We start from the raw sequence: 20202 nt of genomic DNA, 5'->3' as shown, positions 1-20202 counted from the left end.
ACGACATCAATTGCTCCTCAGCGTAACGAAGTGTGGGCCGGAGGCCACGCGCTGATCTCAACTTCACGGCACGTCGCACAAAGGTGTTCGAGAACTTTGCGGTAACGACATGCGACAAAACAACGGCTTGAAGCGCGCTGATCAACAAGCTCGCGAAGCGCTTCAAAGTTTGTTCCAGCAGGAAGGTGGCGTACCTTGAAAGATACGCCACCGGTTTCCATCACTTGGACTGAAGGAACTTCTGCTGCGCCTTCGTCATGTAGTCCGCCCATTGCTTGGCGAGGTCTTCAGGTGTGATGTCACCCAGAAGAGCTTCCTGAGAGGTCTTGATCACAAGCGAATCCTTGAAGTAGGCAAACTCCTGAAGGTAGGTCGGCATGGTTGTCGGCACGGCATTCTTGTCGGCCAGCTCGTCGAACCATCCCTTGAACTGCTCGCTTGCATAGAAGGGGTCCTTCTCGGCGGAGGTGTGAACTGGAAGAGCACCGGTCTTCTTGTTCCACTCGATGTTGCCTTCAGGTCCTTCCAGCGTTTCGATCAGCTTCCAGGAAAGATCCTTGTCCTTCGAAGACGCCATCATCGACCAGCCGGCAAAACCGATTGTCGGGAAGGTCTTTCCATCCGGACCCTTCGGCATGGTCATGACGCCGAAATCTTCGCTTTTCATGCGCTGGGCGATGGCGATCAAAGCGTCCGGATCCTGATCAAGGAAGGCGCACGTGCCGGAATAGAAGCCAGCGACGATCTCGTTGAAGCCCCAGTTGACGCTATCCTTTGGCGCGTAGCCGTTCTTGTAGAGATCGACGACGTAGGTGAGGCCCTTGACCCAGCCGGGGCTGTCGAATGTCGACTTTCCGTCCTTGGTGAAGAACTCATTGGAGCCGGCCATGGATGCGCCGAACATCACCCAGCCGTTCAGACCTCCGGCGCCGCCGCGAAGGCAATAGCCATACTTGCCGGGAATAGCGGAAATCTTCTTCGACGCGTCGGCAAATTCGTCCAGCGTCTTCGGCAGTTCCTTCACGCCAGCCTGCTCAAGCAGCTTCTTGTTGTAGAACATCGCGCGCAGGTAGAAGCCGTAGGGTAGCATATAAGCGGTGTTCTTCACATCGCGACCAAGCTCCAAGGCTCGTGGTGTCAGATCCGACGTGTACTGCCACTTTGCCAGATAGGGCTCCAGGCTCTCGAGCATGCCGTTATTGGCATAAAGCGACAGCCAGGTGTCAGGCATTTCCATCACGTCCGGAACATCGCCAGCCGATACCATGGTGGCAAACTTCTGGAAGGCCTCGTTCCATGGAAGCGATATGATTTCCACCTTCGTACCGGGATTGGCGGCCTCGAATTTGCCGACGAGGCTTTTTAGCGTCTCAGTACGCTCGGGGCTGGTGATGACCTCCACCAGTTTCAGGGTCGTGTCGGCAAGTGCCGTCCCGGCCATCATGGCGGTAAAGAATGCTGCTGCTACCAGTTTTTTCATGTCGTTCTCCCTTTTTGTTGTCGTCAAGATGCGTCAGGCTGCGGCAGATGCCGCTCTGATGGCTGGTTCGAGGTCGTTCCAGAGGGCCTCTGTGCCCTCAAGCCCCACATGCAGGCGCACGGAGCGCGGGCTGATGCCGAATGTGTGCGCGGAATTCGGTTGCGCCTTCTGCTCAAGCACCACCTCCCCTGGGACGATGAGGCTTTCATGTCCTCCCCAGGAAACGCCCAGTTTGAAAAGCTGAAGCTGGTCGGCGAACGCCCGTACATCCACACCTTCTCGGAAGATGAAGGAGAAAAGACCAGACGTGCCGTTCAGCCCAGGCGGAAGACGGTTTGCAAGTCCCGGATGGCAAACAGCCTCCACCACGTCGAGCGCCTGCAAACGCGATGCGATCGCAAGCGCCGATTCCTGATGCGCCTTCATGCGGATGGGAAGCGTGCGCAGCCCGCGGATCAACAGCCATGCGTCGAAGGGCGACATCTTGCCGCCAAGATAGGGGTAAGCTTCTGCGCGGATACGGTCGATCATCGCCTTGGAACCGGCAACGACGCCCGAAACAACGTCGCTGTGACCACCGAGATATTTCGAAGCCGAATGCACCACCATATCGACGCCAAGCGCCAGGGGCGTCTGGAAAATCGGGCTGGCCCAGGAATTGTCGATGACTGAAATTGCACCGTGTCGCTTGGCAATGGCCGCCAAAGCACCGACATCATGCGCCTCCATCACCCAGCTTGTCGGGCTCTCCATGTAAAACAGCTTGGCGCCGGGCATCGCCTTCTCAACTGCGGCCTCATCGCGACCGTCGACATAGGTCACCTCAATCTTCATCCGCTTCATCAGGGTACCAAACAGACGGAAGGCATCCGGGTAGACGTGGCGCACCGCGACGATACGATCGCCGGGAGAAACGAAGGACAGTACGGTGGACGAAATCGCTGCCATGCCACTGGCAAAACCGAGTGCGTCTTCAGCACCTTCGAGCTTCGCCAGCATCTCTTCAAACATGCGAACGGTCGGGTTTAGCCCGCGTGTGTAAACAGGACGGCTCTTTTCGCCACGATAGGTCGCGACCATTTCGTCATAGCTTGAGAAGGTGAAGAGCGATGTCTGCACCAGCGGTGGGACCACGGCTTCGAAAGCGTGCGTTTCGTCATGCGCGACAATGAGCGATGCTGCATCAAAAAAATCAGAGCCTTGGCTCATTTGGACATGTCCTTAATATCTTCCTCGACGATCGCGAGGATTTTCAATGTTTCCTGCCGCGCCGCCGACGTGTCGCCGGCCACAATCGCGTTGAACAGGGTGCGGTGAAATGGAAAGGAGCGAGAGGCGAAATCGGGCCTGTCGAACGGCTTGGACCAGAAGCGCTCGAAGCCTTCGCGCATCTGCTCGAGCAATTGCTTGAACAGCGAATTGTGAGTGGCGTCGTAAATCGAGAGGTGAAAGGCAAGGTCGGCCTTGCCGGACGTGCCCTCGGCCAGATGAACGCGCTCCATCTCTTCCAGCCGAAGACGCATCGTTTCGATATCGTCCTCGGTGCGACGACGAGCCGCCGCCATCGACGCCTCAACCTCGATCCCACGGCGCACTTCCAGCGTCATCAAAAGCGCGTCTCGCAGGCTCTGCGCCTCAATGGAAATCGGCATATGGACCGTCGCGGTAGAAATCGGCTTCAAAAGATAATTGCCGCTGCCCTTGCGGGAATCGATAATGCCAAGCGCCTGGAACTTGCGGATCACTTCACGGATGGTGGAACGTCCAACGCCAAGCGCTGACATCAACTCGCGCTCTGCAGGCAGTCGGCTCCCCGGTTTCAGATCAGCCCGCTCGACAAACTCGACAAGCGCGCCTTCGACCTGACGCACCCGGTCTATGACCGGTAGCGGAGCCATCACATGCTTTTCGAGTGTCTGGTCCATTTGCCCCCGCAACGCCAGCACTCATAAATTGGTCTGACATCTTACCGATTAACATAATCTTCATTTTTCGGAGGCGTCAAGCCGGACGTGCTGTAGATTTCCTATGAGATTGGATTCTTTTTCGTTGCTTTGACCGCCTCTTACAATTTCGGGAGGGCCATTCTCAAAGCTGCGGCACTATGCGACCGCTATCGTCGTGAACGTCGAAATCGTCTGCAAGAAGCGTCTGCCCAGGCGCGCGATCGCCGCTCATCGAACTCGCAAGCTACGCTGCTTCTCATCAGCTTCGGAGACTTGGAACGTCAAACACGGGAGGTGGGCCGCAACCGTTCGGTACCCGGCGGTACGTCGAGTTTTTAGGGTGTCTGCTCAGCTTTTAATGCTGCAGATATTCATCCCGAGGAAGTAGCTGCCTCCATTCATGAAGAATGAGCGTCACACCCATCGCCGTGAGGAACGAATGGCGGTGTCGAGCACTTTCTCGACAAGCTTGGCGGCGACATCTCATAACTTATTGTCACGATACGCCGGCCTTCCGTTCCGCTTCTGGCAGCAACCACCATCTCACTCAGAAATTTGACCTATCACGAGCTCACTTTCTGGAAGCTTGAAAGTAATCAATTCCGGCTTGAGCACATTCAACATCCTGCGCTGGCGTACCCGAACTCAGGCCAATTCCTCCGACGACCTCGCCATCAACGATCACTGGCAAGCCGCCGCCGACGACCATAAGGCGCCCACCGATCGCAGAGTTGATGCCGTAGGCGGGATTACCTGGCAGGCTTGCTGTGCCGTAACTCTCGGTCGTTCGCTTTGCGCCCGCAGCCGTGTACGCTTTGTCTTGCGCAATGATGGTGCTGGTTATCTTACCCCCATCCATCCGTTCAAACGCGATCAACTGACCGGATTCATCGACTACAGCGATACACATTGGCACGCCAATTTCCGTCGCTTTGGCTCGCGCGCCTGCAATTAAGCTACGCGCATCCTCTATATCCAACCGCTTGATGACCAACACTTGCTGTATCCTCCCTGTTTTTATGAACTCAAGCAAAGCACCACATCCGAAAGGTCGACTGCGGACAAAAGCCTGTTACTTGACGCAAAGAGTACTTTTGAACGAGATCGCCCCGATCTTCGGGGCGACACTCCTTCGGACATCAAAGCGCAAGTTCACGGCGAAGCGTTTCCAGACGCTCCATCGCAATAACTCCCTCGGCGATCGTTGGCGCAGGAGTACTTGCTCCAGCGAGGGCGGGGACCACGTCTGCAAGCAGAGAATGGTACCCTTTGGGATCCTCATTGGCCGCTGCCGTAAAATTCGGTTTCCATGTCAGCGTGTCGCAATCATCGTTCAGTGTTGCGCCGAGATCATCGATCTTGAACGGCGGGTTACGATGCCATTTGATGTCGATGACGTCTTCCACTTCGATCCGCTGGTGATCGCCCATGAGCTCGATGCGCTCAACCGGCGTGCCGCGTGATTGGATTGTGCCCATCGCAACATTCCCGATAGCCCCGCATTCGAATTCGAAGCCGACGTGGAAGAGCACGCGTCCCGGCGTCTTCTCGACTTTACGGGCAGAAATCGAGCGGACCGGGGAAACCAGGAACGACACGAGATCCATATAATGAACGCAATGGTGGAGAAAGAAGCCGGTATAGTCGACGTTACCTACAAAATATCCTGGTGCGGTCATATAGTAACCGGTCAATCCCAGGACATCGCCGAAACGACCGGACTTGACGATATTGGCCGCCATGCGATTACCGATTGAGTAACGTTTCATGAAGCCCAGAAGGAGCGGTTTCTTGGCCTTTTCCGACGCGGCCAGAAGTTCACGAGCACCTGCCGCACTACCCGACGGCGGCTTTTCCATGAAAACAGGCAGGCCCCGCTCAAGAGCCATCTTTCCGAACGCCAAGTGCTGGTCAGGGCCAACCGCCATTCCAACCGCATCGAGGCCCGGCGTCTTCAACAGTTCTTCAACGTCACTGACCAGATTGGTCACTCCGAACTGACGTCCAGCATCTCTCAGTCGCGCGCCATCTATATCGCAAAGCGCGACGAGTTCGACGTCATGGCGAACAAGCTGCGGAAGCAGCATCTGGGTTGCGTGAATGCCGCAACCGATCCAACCGATTTTCATAGTCATCGACGATATTCCGTAAGCAGGAGGTGAGATTTCATGAATGCACTCGATGCCGACAGGCGATCGCTCTCGTCTTCGTGGGGCGCCCGCCACTGGGCGAACGGAACACCGAAACGGTCATCGGTACGACGAAAGGGTTCGAGGGAAATTGGCCCCTCGTAGCCAACCTCATGGAGGGCCCGGCAAACTTCGACCCAGTCCGTCAGGCCAGTGCCGGGGAAGCCGCGATGGTTCTCGTTCGCCTGAAAATGGACAAGGCGATCCCCTGCGAGCCGGATGGCCTCTGATAGCGAACTTTCTTCCATGTGCATATGGAAGGTGTCGAGCATGAGCTTCACAGCCGGATGATCAACGGCATCAAGCAGTTCCATCGCCTGCTGCGTCGTACAAAGCACGTCGCTCTCGAAACGGTTGAGGGGCTCAACCGCCAGAACAATGCCAGCATTCTGCGCGTAGTCTCCCGCTTCCTTCAGCCCTTTGACACACCGGTCTTTTCGAGCAAGGCGCTCAGACTCTTCCACGAGCTGCGGTGGACGACCCGCAAATACGAGGGGGTTTCCCGTCAGGGGCCCCCCGACGACCGTCGCGCCAAGACCGGCGGCGCAATCCACCGTGTATTTCAGGTAATCGATGCCTGCACGATGGGCGTCGGCGTCTGCAGAGGACAAGTTCCTCTGCAGATTCACACGTGCGGCGAGAACGACGCCCAGCCCGGCATCATCGAGAGCTGTTTTGGTGGCCTTGATGTCGAGTTCGCCGAACTCTGGAACAAGAAGTTCAACAAAGTCATAACCATGCTCGCGCATCTTTAAGAATAATGGGAAGTGCTCGGCCGTGAATGGGCGGGCATACTGCATGGAAATCAGCCCGATAGGGTTCATGTTTGCGTCCTTTTTACTGCGTAGATATTGAGTTGCTTGCAAGGGTTTGGGGTCAACATCAGCCCTTCACTGCGCCCTGAGTCAGACCGCCCACCAATCGACGCTGAACGAGCAGGAAGAGGATAGTTGCAGGCATGGCACCGACCACAGCACCTGCAGCAAGCAATCCCCATTCGATCTGGTATTCACCAATCAACGTCTGAATCGCGACAGTCACAGGACGAACATTTCTTCCCCCCAGCGTCAACGCGTAGAGATATTCATTCCAGGCGGTGATGAAGATGTAGATCCCTGTCGAGATAATTCCCGGCATCGTCAGTGGCAGCACGACCTTTCGCAGAGCCGTTAATCGCGAACAGCCATCAGTCATTGCCGCTTCATCCAGACTTTTCGGTATTGCAGCGATGTAGCTTGTCAGCATCCAAACGGCGAACGGAATAGCGACTGTTGCGTTGGCAAGAATGAGCCCGATGTGAGTGTCGAGAATTCCAATCCGGCGCATCAGAATGAAGAGCGGCAGGATCAGCAATACCACCGGGAACATGTTGATCAGCAAGAACTGCATCATCAGGAGTTTCCGTCCGGGGAAGCGGAAACGCGAGAACGCATAGGCAGCAGTAACCGAGACAATCAAGCCGATCACAACCGTGCCGCCAGCAATGATAAGGCTGTCCAGCATGTTTTTCAAAAACGAAGTCTGCTCGATCAATCGGACATAGTTGTCAATCCGCCAACCCATGGGCGAGAGGGAGACGCCAGTGGCGGAGAGGGTGGCAGTTGGCGTGAGTGACGTCAGTATCATCCACACGAACGGTGCCATGGCGAACAGGACGATCGCAAGAACAGGCAAATCTGTCGTGACGATCCGGCGAAGCGTGTTTTTCTGCGTCATCTTTCAACCTCGCGCATGGTACGGGCGAGGTAGAGAACCACGAACGCTCCGAGAAGGATGGTGAATGTGACGGCGATTGAGGTGCCGTATCCGAAGTCGAGGTTTTGGCGCGCTTTTATGAACGCATAAAGCGGCAGCGTATAAGTCGCATAGCCGGGTCCACCTCCCGTCATCACGAAGATGACGTCCATCGAATTGGCAACCCAGATCACGCGCAACAGGCCTGCGGTCGCAAGAACCGGCGCGATCCCAGGCAACGTTATATGCAGGAACTGCCTCCAGGATGACGCTCCGTCGATCGACGCAGCCTCGTACTGGCTCTTCGGAATGCCCTGCAGCCCTGCCAAAATCATCACCGCGAAGAAGGGGAAGCCTTGCCATGTCAACGTCGCTATGATCGCATAGATCGCAACCTTTGGATCGGCGAGCCATGGCACTGCCGCTTGCACGACCGACAGATAGATAAGGATGTCGTTCAGCACACCTGTATTGGGATCATAAATCCAACGCCACATCAGAGCGATCACCACGCTGGGCAGAGCCCAAGGAATAATGATCAGCGCTCGCGCCAGGCCGCGCCAGGGAAACTCCCTGTTCAACAGCAAAGCCGTGAGAAGGCCGAGCCCCATCTGAAGTGGCACCGTCAGACCGATCCATAACAGGGTGTTCCAGAGTGCGGCCCAGAAAACGTGATCGTTAAAGAGCTTCACATAGTTTCCGAAACCGACAAACTTGCTGGCGTTCGGTTTAAAGAGGATCAGATCGTAGAAACTCGTCCAAACCGCCTGCACCATCGGCATGAAGACAATGACCAGCGTCACGACAAATGCAGGCGCAAGCAAGACATATGGAAGAAGCCGTTCCGAGCGCCAGTCGAAAGTCGCGCGGCGCTGTGAGGAAGATGTTGCTGACAGAGACATACTGCGTCCGTTTCAAGCCTTGAGGAAGGCCCCGACGCAGACGTCGGGGCACACAGATGGCAAGTGTTACTGAGCAAACAGCGTTTGAAGCTGCTCCATCATCTGCTGCGAATTGATCTGCCCTGTGAGCGCCTGCTGCATATTCGTCTGCCAAGCGCTGTTGACGAATTCGGAGACAGCCGACGTTTGCGGCAGCACTTTCGCAAAAGGAAGGGATTGGATCGTAGCGTCGACGAAACGGCGTTCATGAAGCTTCCAATTCGCCGAGCCGCTCTTGGTGACCGTCATTTGGCCGGTTGCACCATTGAAAGCGACGTTGTTCTCACCCTCGGCGAGAAACGAAATCCACTTCCATGCAGCGTCCTTAACGGATGAATTCGAGAAGATCGCGAGGGACTCGTCTCCGTAGGATGTCCACTGGCCGTTCCCGCACTTTGGTACCGGCACTGCTGAAACCTTGTCTCCAAGCGCCGCGACCAGATCCTTGGACGAGCCAATGTGATGGATCGTCATCGCGGTTTTCCCGGATTTAAAAGCAGCAATGATTTCCTGGAACCCGTCATTCGGAGCAGATGGTGGTATTACCTTGTCCTTCTGGAACAGGTCGACTACCCACTGATTGGCAGCGATGGCTTCTGGCTTAACAAGACCGTCAGGCTTCAGTTCGGCTCCTTGAGAAAATACAAACGCGCCCCATTGATCCCAGCCACCTTTGCCGCCCCGCAGGCCAAACCCATAGGTGTCGGGTGCCCTTGTCAGTTTGATAGCGGCGTTCCTGAACTCTTCGCAGGTCTTGGGCGGCTGCAGGCCTGCGGCTTGGAAGAGATCCGTGCGATAATACAGATAGAGAACGACATATTGGACCGGCAGGTAATATTGAGTACCATCAGGCCCCTTGTTCAGTTCGAGGACGTTATCGAGTAGATCGGCCTTGCCTTTCCAAGCGTCAATCATAGTGCCGATCGGCTCGAGCGCACCCATTTCAACGAGGCGTGGTTGAGCGAAAAGCTTCACCATCGCGGCGTCCGGTGCATTACCTCCCACGAGTGAGGTGTAGAGGTTGTCGTAATAGCTGTTCCACGGAACGTTCTCGGCTTGAATTGTGATGCCCGGATTGGCCGCCTCGAATTTCTTTACCAGGTCAGCCATCGGATTGGCTGGATTATCGAAGTGGTACCAAAACCGGACCGTTTCCGCTTTTGCCTGGGACAGCGTTGCCGACGCCGCCAGTGCGACGCTGAGCGCCATTGTTTTTAGAAATTTCATGCTTTCCTCCTCCAGATTGATTTGTTTTCAGCGGCCAGCCTGCCGCCTCGCTGCATTCCCCGCCGCTGCCAACGCCTCCCGCGCGGCAGACAGTTCGGATGTATTTTGTAAGAAGCCGTGCATCACGCCTGCGATAATCAACAACTCGTCGCTGCGACCGAGCGCCTTGAGACGTTCACTCAGCAGAAGCGTGTCCGACAGCAGGGGATCGACCTCCGCCGCCATCAAATACAGCGGCGGCATTGCCGCCAGTTGCTGTTCAGTTGCGACAAGTGGACATGCCAAAGGGTCATCTTCGATTTTCCGCCCCCCCGCATAGAAGTCCCAATAACGCTGCATCTTACCGCGCGTCAGCCCAGGCCCTTCGCTGAAGTGGACGTAGGATGGCGTGTCGAAAGACCTTGCATAGTTTCCGTAAAAGAGCAGTCCGCCGTCCGGCAGGGGTCGTCCGGCCGCCTCTTCGTGCAACATGGCTGCCAATGCAAGATTGGCACCGGCCGAGTCGCCAGCCACCAGCAACGGGCCACGCGTGACACCCGAGGCAGATGTTGTGCTAAAGACGTGCCGGAGTGCCGAGACCACGTCCTTCAGACCTGCGGGGAACGGGCATTCGGGCGCCAGCCGATAGTCCGGCAACACGACAGGCATTCCGCTTTCAATCGCAAGGGTTCGCGCACAACGCTCGTGCGTTTCCGGAGAGCAGAACGCAAAGCCTCCGCCATGTATAAACAGGATCGCACCGTGCCCAGCACCTTTCGGAACTAGAATTTTCAAGCGACAGCGGTCAGAACCAAGCTCGAGATCCGCATCGATCCAGACTTCCGACACGCTGCGCATCGGCGGCAGATCGACATTGCAACGCGCGCTCGCAAACGCCGACTGAGCCCTCCCCTGTTCGGGCGCCAACGTTGTTGGATCTGGCAACTGGCCAAGTTCAGCCAGCGTCCTTGCCATCAGAGCAACACTCTCTGCCGACAACGCACCAGAGACTGCGTGAGCGGCGCTCACTGAACGCTCTCCGGAAATACCTCAGGACCGAAATCGACAATCGTAGCAATGTGATGATGCATCGAGGCGGTCGCCCGCCGCGCATCACCGCTTTCAATGGACTCGATGATGCTGCGGTGGCGCAGCGCTGTCGCCCTCAAATCCCGTGACATCGGACTACGCGAAATCTTGAAACGATGATTATGCACCAGGCAGCGATGAAGAATTGGATCAAGGGCCGGCAGATCGGCATCCTCAAAAATGCGACGATGAAAATCCCGGTCGATGGCCGCAAGCTCGAGTTCGTCGGCAGCGTCGGCCGCAGCCAACATTTTGCTCAACAAGTCTTCTAGGTCTTTGATCAGAGTCCGGCTCGGCGCACGCATCATCCGCGCAATACCACTCCCCTCGATCTGCTGCCGTAGCCTAAACATTTCGATCGCTTCGTCCGCGGTGCATTCGGAAACCTGAGTTCCACGACGGCCCTTTCGAAGCACAAGACCCTCTTCCTGCAGCTGCAATAGAGCTTCGCGCACAGTGCCTTGGCTACATTGGAAGTGGGTCGCAAGATCCAGCTCGGTCAGACCCGTTCCCGGTTCAAGCACGCCGAGCATGATGTCGCGCTTTAGCGAAGCAAACGCTGCGCTGGATTTAAGGGATTTCGTGGCGGTTTGCCGGGGTGGAAAATATGTCATCCAAATGTGCCTGAGCTGTTGCGTCTCGATGAACTTATCATTATCGATATTGACATCGATAATGATCGTCAAGCACGAAGTTGCTACCCGGGAGGAAAACGTGGCCGAAATTGCGCTGAGGGGAATCCAGAAGTCTTATGGCAGTCTAAAAGTCATCCACGATATCGATATCGACATCGAGAGCGGCGAATTTCTTGTCTTGGTTGGCCCGTCCGGATGCGGAAAATCCACCCTTCTTCGAATGATCGCCGGACTGGAGGAAATTTCCGGCGGGGAGTTGCAGATTGAAGGACGCACAGTGAATCTGCTCCCGCCTGCAGAACGCAATATTGCAATGGTTTTCCAGGACTACGCGCTTTATCCCCATATGAGCGTGAGAGACAATATGTCTTTCGGCCTGAAGATGCGTGGCAGTAAAGATGAGGAAATCCAGAGCCGCGTTTCCCACGCGGCTGACATCCTCAAGATCACGGATTATCTCGACCGTAGACCAGCTCAGCTTTCCGGTGGCCAACGTCAACGCGTCGCCATGGGTCGAGCAATAGTGCGTGAACCTGCCGCATTTCTCTTCGACGAGCCGTTGTCCAATCTCGACGCTGCACTTCGTGTCGAGATGCGGCTTGAGATTGCTAAGCTCCATCATCGCATGAGGGCAACCACCATTTACGTCACCCACGATCAGGTGGAGGCGATGACACTGGCGGACCGCATCGTTGTGATGAACGCCGGCGTCATCGAACAAATCGGCAGGCCTCTAGATTTGTATCATAGACCAGCAAGCCTATTCGTCGCACGCTTCATCGGTAGCCCAACTATGAACACCCTTCCCGCAAGCCTTACTCATGGCCTACTCACGTTACTCAAAAAGTCGATCCAGCTTGATGAGACGTTTGGTTACGGCGGGCTTGACAGTCAGGTCGTGGTCGGCATTAGGCCGGAAGATCTTATACAGTGTTCTGAGGAAGACGCCTGGGTAACCGGAGAGTTGCTTGTTGCAGAGCGCTTGGGCAGTCAGACGTATGGCTATGTGGAGATCGGTCACTCGAAGATGCTCTGCGCGGAGTTTCCTCGAACGAGCGACTTGAACGTTGGTGAGACGTTACATTTTCGAGCGCGGACCGAAAGCCTCCATCTTTTCGATCCGACGACGGGCCGGAGAATTACGCCGGTGTGAAAGCGCCAGCCGAAGAAACCACATGCCGAGCTTACCGCCGTAGCCAAAGCTTTCCACAATCGCTCGCATTTTAGCGATCCGATTACCGGCATTAAAAGAGCGATGTCGTATGAACGTCCCAAACAGGGACACTCCATTGGCAGACATCGATCCAAAAGCGCAGGCGCTCTCACTGGCGGTCAAGCGGATAACCGACCTGCAGCGGCAGATGACCTGCAGTTTTAGCGATGGCAGTTGAGATAGAGAAGGTCACGGAAATCGTCCCTGCTACAGAAGCGAAAACCTTCCTCAAGGCACGATGCAATCTGCCCGTCACCGAGCTATCGACCTACAGGGATTCTCCAAGACCCTGAAAGGTTCGGAGGACGTGCTTCGCAAGGCGAGGCATCGTTCCCCGTGGTGAAATCTCCGGTCGCCGCAGAGGTCAAGAAATCCTCGAGAGGATGGAGATCGATGCCCGTATCGATATAAAAGACGTCACTCTCATCAAGAAGCGCTTGGCGTCCGCGAAATTGACGCCGGCCGAAGTGTTGACTGCAGCGAACAAGAGAGCCGTCGCAGCGGCTGTACGCCGACAAGCGAATGCGACTGCTGCCTCCTTAGAAGGACAAGTCGCGTTCTTCGAGGAAGAGCTGAGAAGGCATTTTCGAACTGACTGCGAGAAGTTTTCCGACGCGGATGGAGAGCTCCGCCAGCGGACCGGAATCCTTCATGTCGAACGTAACATCCTCTTCGGCGACGACAGGGGTGACTTGGCTTCAATAAAACCAGCGACGCCTGCATTCCGGATCGCGGTGGCCCGAAAAGTGCTTGTAGACTTCGCGTCCGGGTGGCTCGGCGAAATCGGACCGGTAGAGGCAGCAGAGATAACGCAGAGCGCCTGAGCCGCGTTTATGTTTCGGTCAGTCGAACTAGGCAAAGTCAGTTCGCGGCCTCCCGCTGGCTGAAGTAGGGCACGTCAGCCTTTGACACCAACTACACTCTTTTTTTGCTCAACCCGTTGCTGCGAGAACTCGATGGCGTTCCGGAATCTGCCACTGCCGCAGATTGAAGCACTGATAACCCGAACTTCAACAATTCATCTCGGCCGGCGCGAAGCCCGGGACACCTCTGAAGTCTCGGAACTAGGCCATGTAGCCGCCGTCGAGAACAAGGGGGCTCCCAAGCATGAACGAAGCGGCGTCAGAGCAAAGCCATAGGACGCCGTTCGCGACTTCAATCGGAGTCCCAAGTCGGCCGATTGGCTCTTGCCCTACGATCTGAGCACCAACTTGCTCGTTTTTCCTAATGAAATTTTCGACTGGCGGCGTGCCAATCCAACCGGGGCAGATTGCGGTAATTCGAACTCCGTCCTTCGCGTGTTCCAGCGCCGCACTTCGTGTTAAGCCCAAAACCCCGTGCTTAGCAGCCGAATAAGCGGCACCGCCAGGAAGGGGATAACCTCGAAGACCATCCACTGAAGAGTTGTTTACTATGACACCGCGCCCAGCCTCGAGCATTGGCGGCAACTGATAACGCATGCAGAGGAAGACCGAGGTGAGATAGCCATTGATCGTCTTTCCCCACGCATCTTCACTCATGCTCGCAATCGGAGACATTTTACCTCCGCTACCAGCATTGTTGAAAGCGTAGTCAACTTGTCCGTGCTCTTTCAAAGCTGAAGACATAAGCCTTTCGACGTCGCGGCCACTCGTTACGTCACACTCGATCCAACTCACACGACTATCTGGAGAAAACGTAGTCAGCGCCTGCTTAGCTCTCTTCTCGTTGCGGCCAGCAATGATCACAGTCGCACCTTCGCGAGCAAACGCTTGCGCCGTCGCCAGCCCGATTCCGGTGCTGCCGCCAGTTACAAGAGCAATTTTTTCTCTCATCTCAGGATATCGTTTCGGCGGCAATATTTGCACCACAGGCAGTCTCCTGTTTCCTGAGACATCAGTTGGACAGCATGAACTTCGCGCATGAGTAGGCACGAACATCTGTCGAAGGACAACAAGTTTATCTTGCGCAACAAGCGGATAAAGATCATGGGAGCCTAAAACAAACGGCCCATCAAGTACTCGCTCTCCCATGCTCTGACGAAACCCAACCCACGGGAAACCCAGCGGACGTTGTTGCTGCCCCACTCGTCGACCCGGCTTGCATGTTCTCCCATGAGCCAGACGTGGCGGATGACAACAAACCGCAGAGCAGCTTCGAAATCATCTGAAGTGATTGGTCTTATCAACCGATAGCCGTCCAAAAACGATGTCCAAGCTCGTGTTGTTTCCCGACCGAAAGAAACCTGCGCCCATAGAAAGACAGCTAGGTCGTAAGCCAAATACCCTGGACCTCCGTCATCGAAATCAAAGAAAACAGCTTCTCCAGCTTCAGTGATTTTCGAATTGAAGCCGTGACAGTCTCCATGGCAATAGGTCCACGAGAGATTAGCGGAGAGCTTAATCGCAGCGCCGGTCCGTTCGGCGATCTGTTCAAGTTCGTCAAGCACAGAGGGGTCTTCTATGACGCCGCTGCTACGAATTCGCGCAAGCGGTCGATACAACAGATGTTCCAAGTCGAGCTTGTACAGCGGCGCGTTCGGAATGTATGTCTGGGCAGCGTTGTGCAGAAGAGCGAGAGTTCTTCCATTTGCATGAGCATCGCCGACGTCGCCTGCATGAGGTTCCCGCCCATCTACAGCTTGAAAAAGCACGCCTTCTCGTCGCCCCTCTGGAGCATGGACTTTTAGGAAGAGTTCGCACCCGATGGTGGGGATTGGCGTTGCGACCGGCACGCCAAACTTGGAGACGTGGATCAGGAAATCGGTCTCACTCTTCACATCTGCTGGCCCTCGTACGCGGTGGTGGGACAGCCGAAACACATAACGCTCACCGCTAGTCGAGCTGACTAAATACACGTCGTTCAGGCCGCGCTGGAGCAAGCTGCAAGATGCTAAGCCCGCCAAGGCGTAGTTGCTTTCAATCAAGCCCTTAATGGCTTTAGCGCTCACCATCGAATAAATCGGATCAAAGTCAGTCATCTAGGTGGCGCCGTCAGATTGTAAAACCTATTGCTTTCATGACCTGTTCCAATTGCCGAAGTCCGTTGCTCAGCGGCGTCGATAATCAAATCACACGCCGGGTCCTTTGTTGCCCAGTATGCGCCCTTATCTTCGGGATGCCTTGCCGCCATCTCCTCTGATCGGGGCTGGAAATGGATTTTCATTTGGAAAATGCGACCATGCAAGGAGTGCCTCACCCAGCTCCGTCCAACGGGCGAAACGCACGCCAGCATCCTCCACATATCCGTACGCGTATATTGCCTCTAATGCACTCTCCCCAGCGGACATGGCATAATTATCTATCATGCCGTCAGGTCGTTTCTCGAGATATTGATCTACCATACGAGCAAGCGCCGTCAGCGCTACTTTTTCTCTGTTCTCCACGCTCTAGCTTTCCACTCACTCAAATCGGCAAATCAAACACAATCGGTGGTATGATTGGAACTCCTATCAATGAAACGGCCTGTGAGATTCTCACGACTGCAAATTTTACGGTTGGGAGATATGAGGTGCGCCGGTGCAGTCATACGCCTGCGAGCCGGGCCTGATTTGAAGATCGGAACAGTCGATTACACGCGTGTCGTAATCGCACAGACGTTTCCGGGACTATGTGAGTTGCTCGGGAATGAAACCGCCCGTCTGGCGTCTCCATAGGCTAGCAAACAGCCCCTCGCCCTCGATCAACTCCTCTGGCTTGCCTTCTTCCACAATACGCCCCTGGTCGAGCACAACGATCCGGTCCATCCGCGCAATCGTGGAGAGGCGGTGTGCGATGGCAATGACCGTTTTACCCTCCATGGCAAGCTTCAGCTTTTCCTGAATAGCGGCCTCGGATTCACTATCGAGCGCCGATGTCGCTTCGTCCAACACCAAAATCGGCGCATCCTTCAGAAGCACACGGGCAATAGCCACACGCTGGCGCTGGCCACCCGACAGCTTGATGCCGCGATCGCCGACGAAGGCATCGTACCCCTTCCGGCCCTCGCCGTCGGTAAGATCGGCGATGAAGCCATCTGCACTTGCCATCTTCGCCACTCTCTCGATCTCCTCCTGCGTCGCATCCGGCCGGCCATACCGGATGTTGTCGCCAACAGAGCGGTGCAGTAGAGCGACATCCTGGGCTATGACGCCGATCACACCCCGAAGGCTCGTCTGCGTGACGGCGCGGATATCCTGCCCGTCCACAAGGATTGCGCCGTCCCTCACATCGTAGAAGCGCAGGAGAAGGCTTGCGAGTGTCGTCTTGCCCGCCCCCGAAAGTCCAACGAGGCCTACCTTCTCGCCGGGCCTGACCGTAAGTGACAACGAGTTTATCACCGATTTACCGGACTTGTAGGCGAAGCTGACATTCTCGAACCGTATCTCGCCTGCTTCCACCTGGAGATCGGTGGCATCCGACCGATCTGTGATGGTCGGCGGCGTCGTCATGACGGGCATGGCATCCTTGATGGTGCCGATCGCCTGGAAGACCTGCTGGCCCACTTGTAGAAAGGTGAAGATTTGTGCCGACAGGCGCTGGAGAATGTAGACCGCGCCGACGAATTCGCCAACTGTAAGAAAGCCCTTAAGGAGGCCAGAAAAACCGATCGTCAGCATGCTCACCCAGAGCAGCGTGTTGAGAATGACCACCGTCGCTTCCGAGGTGCGGTATATGCGTTGTTCTCTCTGCTGTGTCTTCACAGTCTTCAGAATGGCACGGCGAATCGCGCCAGCCTCGCTATCTTCGGCAGCGAATTGCTTGATCATCTGCATATTGGTGTAGAGGTCGGTAATAGCACCTGCCAGCAGGCTCCGCTGCTTGGCAGTCCGACGAGCGCTTTCGGCAAAGATGGGGACGATCCTCACCGCGTATGCGATATTGAGAGCTATCCAGATGACAACCGGCAGCGCGAGTTGCCATGACAGCGAACTGAGGAGGATCACAGAGCCAACCATCTGCAGCATGAAACGAGGGATGGTCTGGAATGCAGCTATGATCTGCTGCTGGACCGCGGATGCCACCTGCTGCAGTCGTGAAGCGACCTGACCGGCAAAAAGGTCGTGGAAGAACGCGAGATCCTGACGCTCAACCGCCTTGTGGCCCTGCCATTGGATCGCGGCGGGCATGCCGATGCCAAGCGTATGCGACTGGAGCGTGTTGAGCAGGAACGACGCGATAGGCATTGCCGGAAATATCAGGAAAGCAAGAAAGGCGAGAAGTGGCCACTCGCTCTGGAGGAATGCACTTGCACCATGTTGACTAACACCATCAACGACGACCGTAAGTCCCCAGACGATCGACAGATTGATGGCCTCCATGGCCATGGCGGAAAGCGCCAGGCCGATCAATACCCCACGGAACATGGATATGAAATGCAAGAGGACCGCCACTGGTCCGCTGGACGGCAGCGGCCGATAAGGAATCTCCAGTGGCTCAATCAGCTGTTCAAATGGGCGGTAGATTGCATCTGAAATTGACATGGTCGCTCGAACTCTGGTTGGAACGGAGGGCGAGGATTCAACTTCTAGAACAAAACATCTTGAGGCAGGAAGCTCAACCGCTAATCGACCCAAGGAGAACAATTGGGGCTGCTTCGCGCCAAAAGCGGCCGTTGACATGTGGACCGCACAGGCGCTTGATCTACCAGATCGGCCACTGATCTAAGGCAAAAATGTTCGCCCACGATGTTGAGAACTTGAACGGTAAAGTTAGAGGGTCTCTCCTTCCCGGCGCTGCACACAGCAGGACGGGAGTACTCGTTCTAGGCGGCTCCAGTGGGAGAGTTGACATCCCGAGGGCTGGTTTATTTGCACAAGCCGGGGCACATGCGTTGGCGTTGCAATGGTTCGGAGGACCCAGTCAGTCGCCAGGAATTTGCGAAATCCCGCTTGAGACTTTCATTGATGCAACGGACCTCCTAATGTCGAGGGGATGTGACCGTATCATTGTTGTCGGAACATCAAAGGGCGCTGAAGCGGCCCTACTTGCATCAACCATTGATCAGCGCATCAAAGCCGTGGTTGCAATCAGCCCAACGTCGGTGGTTTGGGGTAACATTGGTGAAGGTGTTGACGGTATCGCCTGGCCCGAACGATCATCTTGGTCGTTAAAAGGTACTCCATTAGACTTCATTCCGTCCGACCTGAGTTGGCAGAAAAACTACAGAGATGGCCTGATCTCCTACCGTTCATTTTTCGAGAAATGTCTCGTCAACGACGTCCAAACAAACGAGCGCGCAAGAATTCCAGTCGAACTGTCCGTCGCCGAGTTGATCCTCGTGGCGGGTGGCGACGATGCGCTCTGGCCATCCGACGATTTCGCTCATGAGATCGTTCAATCGCGACAGGCGCACGGAAAGTCGGCGACACTCATCTTCGATCAAGATGCTGGTCACCGGATATTATTCCCCGGTGAATCAACTCAGCGATCCAGCCTACATTCACACGGCGGGACTGACGAAGCCGACGCGGAACTCGGCCAGAGAGCATGGCAGACAATAGAAAAACTGTTGTAAGCTAATCGGCGCAGATGACCACGTCGGTCCAGAAGAGGTCGTTCGCAACGGCATAGATCCGCCACGAACTCTGTGGGCGACACGACTAATTACCTGCGATCGCGCAAGGCGGCCGCCAAGGGCAATCGCGTTGACGAAAAAGCAGGCAAAGCCCCACCGACAACACCGATTGCCATGCCCAGTAGACCTGCTGTCAGCATGACATGGCCATCCATTGTAAGCCGGAACGACAGGGTCGTACTGTTGGCGCTGATGGTACTGGCTTGCCAGCCGTTGAACACCAGCCAGGATGCCATCAGGCCGATGATGACCCCTAGCGCCGCAAGCGCAACAGCCTCAACCCATGTGGCTATGAAAGCAGACAGGCGGCTGAAGCCGAGGGCACGCACAGTTGCGATTTCGACCGTCCGATCAGACACCGAACTCATCATCGTATTGAGCGCCCCCGCCGTTGCACCAAGCGCCATCAATAGAGCAAGCGGCCACCCGAACAGACGAATGAGATTGGCTGTTCCGGCGGATTGCGCCGCGTAGAGATCTGCTTCGGTCACGACATTCATAGGCGTATCGGAGATGGTCCCAAGGGCGGTCTTCAGTTTGCCGATCGCATCCATCGTCTCAAGCCGCAGGCGAAGGCTCTGCACTTCGCCTTGCCGGTCGAAGGCGGCGCGAACAGCGTCGAGGTCTCCCCATATTTCGGATTCGAACGCACTGCCACCGGAGGAGAATTGACCGACCACCGTCCAATTGACGGAGCCCAGCCGCACCGATTGCCCGATCGCAAGTGCAGGAAACGCGGCAGCGACCTGCTTTCCGACGACGATCTCGCGCGCACCCGGTCCCGCAAATCGCCCTGTTGTCAATGTGATCCCATCCCTCAAGGCGGGGCCGGTCGGGTCCATGCCCCGCAGCGCCAGCATCTTTGCCTGGCCAGTCTTGTCGTCGGTCTTTTCGACGGGCACGACGATTTCCCGTGACACGATGAGGTTACCCGCCGAACCCCGTGCAGCGCCTATGTCGCCCCGCATGGCCTCGATGGTGCGGATGACGCCGGCCGACACATCGGAGCCGGTCTCCTGGTTCGTGCCGCCTCCAAGGATCACGGCCACGGTCGGAGAACCGGCGCTTTTCAACGCCGTCTCGAAGCCGGCGGCCATCGAGAGAAAGCCGGCCAGCACGCAGACGACGAGCGCGACGGAAAAGGCCATGGATGCCGCGATCGCTGAGCGACGCGGCAGGCTCAGAAGATTTGCTCTGGTCATGACGAGCACTTGCTTGAATTGCGATGACATCTT

18 protein-coding genes are annotated in these 20202 nt (G+C 56.1%); 3 read left to right on the top strand and 15 right to left on the bottom strand.

All coding sequences use genetic code 11. From position 1 onward, the window contains the following. Positions 1-220: 220 nt before the first annotated feature. From PVA19_RS12860 to PVA19_RS12810, 11 genes are all read right to left on the bottom strand, one after another. Positions 221-1480: an ABC transporter substrate-binding protein gene (locus PVA19_RS12860; RefSeq protein ID WP_274102785.1), complete on the bottom strand. Its 1260-nt coding sequence runs from the start codon at positions 1478-1480 to the stop codon at positions 221-223. A gap of 33 nt (positions 1481-1513) precedes the next feature. Next, positions 1514-2689, bottom strand: a complete 1176-nt coding sequence (locus PVA19_RS12855; protein WP_274102784.1) for a PLP-dependent transferase — start codon at positions 2687-2689, stop codon at positions 1514-1516. Further along, positions 2686-3378: a FadR/GntR family transcriptional regulator gene (locus PVA19_RS12850; RefSeq protein WP_274102941.1), complete on the bottom strand. Its 693-nt coding sequence runs from the start codon at positions 3376-3378 to the stop codon at positions 2686-2688. The genes PVA19_RS12855 and PVA19_RS12850 overlap by 4 nt, the downstream gene beginning before the upstream one ends. Positions 3379-3997: 619 nt before the next feature. Beyond that, complete coding sequence (locus PVA19_RS12845) at positions 3998-4423, bottom strand: GlcG/HbpS family heme-binding protein (protein ID WP_111851097.1); 426 nt, start codon at positions 4421-4423, stop codon at positions 3998-4000. A gap of 142 nt (positions 4424-4565) precedes the next feature. Beyond that, positions 4566-5561: a Gfo/Idh/MocA family protein gene (locus tag PVA19_RS12840; RefSeq protein ID WP_274102783.1), complete on the bottom strand. Its 996-nt coding sequence runs from the start codon at positions 5559-5561 to the stop codon at positions 4566-4568. Continuing rightward, the gene (locus PVA19_RS12835; RefSeq protein ID WP_274102782.1) at positions 5558-6439 is read right to left on the bottom strand and encodes a sugar phosphate isomerase/epimerase family protein; all 882 of its coding nucleotides are present in this window, start codon (positions 6437-6439) and stop codon (positions 5558-5560) included. Before PVA19_RS12835 ends, PVA19_RS12840 begins: the two co-directional genes overlap by 4 nt. 58 nt (positions 6440-6497) lie before the next feature. Next, on the bottom strand, positions 6498-7331 hold the full coding sequence (locus tag PVA19_RS12830) for a carbohydrate ABC transporter permease (protein ID WP_113267229.1): 834 nt from the start codon (positions 7329-7331) through the stop codon (positions 6498-6500). After that, complete coding sequence (locus tag PVA19_RS12825; RefSeq protein WP_274102780.1) at positions 7328-8251, bottom strand: carbohydrate ABC transporter permease; 924 nt, start codon at positions 8249-8251, stop codon at positions 7328-7330. Before PVA19_RS12825 ends, PVA19_RS12830 begins: the two co-directional genes overlap by 4 nt. A 66-nt stretch (positions 8252-8317) precedes the next feature. Beyond that, on the bottom strand, positions 8318-9517 hold the full coding sequence (locus PVA19_RS12820; RefSeq protein WP_274102779.1) for an ABC transporter substrate-binding protein: 1200 nt from the start codon (positions 9515-9517) through the stop codon (positions 8318-8320). A 27-nt stretch (positions 9518-9544) separates the two neighbouring features. Beyond that, on the bottom strand, positions 9545-10354 hold the full coding sequence (locus PVA19_RS12815) for an alpha/beta hydrolase (protein WP_274102777.1): 810 nt from the start codon (positions 10352-10354) through the stop codon (positions 9545-9547). Between the two features lie 167 nt (positions 10355-10521). After that, on the bottom strand, positions 10522-11271 hold the full coding sequence (locus PVA19_RS12810) for a GntR family transcriptional regulator (RefSeq protein WP_274102775.1): 750 nt from the start codon (positions 11269-11271) through the stop codon (positions 10522-10524). 28 nt (positions 11272-11299) lie between these two features. On the opposite strand from PVA19_RS12810, the gene PVA19_RS12805 reads away from it, so the two are divergent. Next, positions 11300-12373 (top strand): ABC transporter ATP-binding protein, encoded by a 1074-nt coding sequence (locus PVA19_RS12805; RefSeq protein ID WP_274102939.1) that lies wholly within the window; start codon positions 11300-11302, stop codon positions 12371-12373. A gap of 443 nt (positions 12374-12816) precedes the next feature. After that, entirely contained in the window at positions 12817-13257 is a 441-nt protein-coding gene (locus PVA19_RS12800; RefSeq protein ID WP_274102773.1) for a hypothetical protein, read from the top strand. 240 nt (positions 13258-13497) lie between these two features. Here the strand turns inward: PVA19_RS12800 and PVA19_RS12795 are convergent, their stop codons facing one another. The 3 genes from PVA19_RS12795 to PVA19_RS12785 all read right to left on the bottom strand — a co-directional run bounded on the left by PVA19_RS12795 (position 13498) and on the right by PVA19_RS12785 (position 17873). Continuing rightward, entirely contained in the window at positions 13498-14247 is a 750-nt protein-coding gene (locus tag PVA19_RS12795; RefSeq protein ID WP_274102772.1) for an SDR family NAD(P)-dependent oxidoreductase, read from the bottom strand. A 161-nt stretch (positions 14248-14408) separates the two neighbouring features. Then, positions 14409-15392, bottom strand: coding sequence for a phosphotransferase enzyme family protein (locus PVA19_RS12790; protein ID WP_274102771.1), 984 nt, complete (start codon positions 15390-15392; stop codon positions 14409-14411). 627 nt (positions 15393-16019) lie between these two features. Beyond that, positions 16020-17873, bottom strand: coding sequence for an ABC transporter ATP-binding protein (locus tag PVA19_RS12785; protein ID WP_274102770.1), 1854 nt, complete (start codon positions 17871-17873; stop codon positions 16020-16022). Between the two features lie 191 nt (positions 17874-18064). On the opposite strand from PVA19_RS12785, the gene PVA19_RS12780 reads away from it, so the two are divergent. Continuing rightward, a complete protein-coding gene (locus tag PVA19_RS12780; protein WP_274102769.1) occupies positions 18065-18907 on the top strand; it encodes an acyl-CoA thioester hydrolase/BAAT C-terminal domain-containing protein in 843 nt (280 codons plus the stop codon). 89 nt (positions 18908-18996) lie between these two features. Here the strand turns inward: PVA19_RS12780 and PVA19_RS12775 are convergent, their stop codons facing one another. Continuing rightward, positions 18997-20199, bottom strand: coding sequence for an ABC transporter permease (locus PVA19_RS12775; RefSeq protein WP_274102768.1), 1203 nt, complete (start codon positions 20197-20199; stop codon positions 18997-18999). Positions 20200-20202: the final 3 nt, after the last annotated feature.

Source organism: Agrobacterium sp. CNPSo 3708, assembly GCF_028674915.1.
Lineage (GTDB): Bacteria > Pseudomonadota > Alphaproteobacteria > Rhizobiales > Rhizobiaceae > Agrobacterium > Agrobacterium cavarae.
Note: the sequence above shows the minus strand (reverse complement) of the source record. Positions and strands in the feature narration are given on the sequence as shown.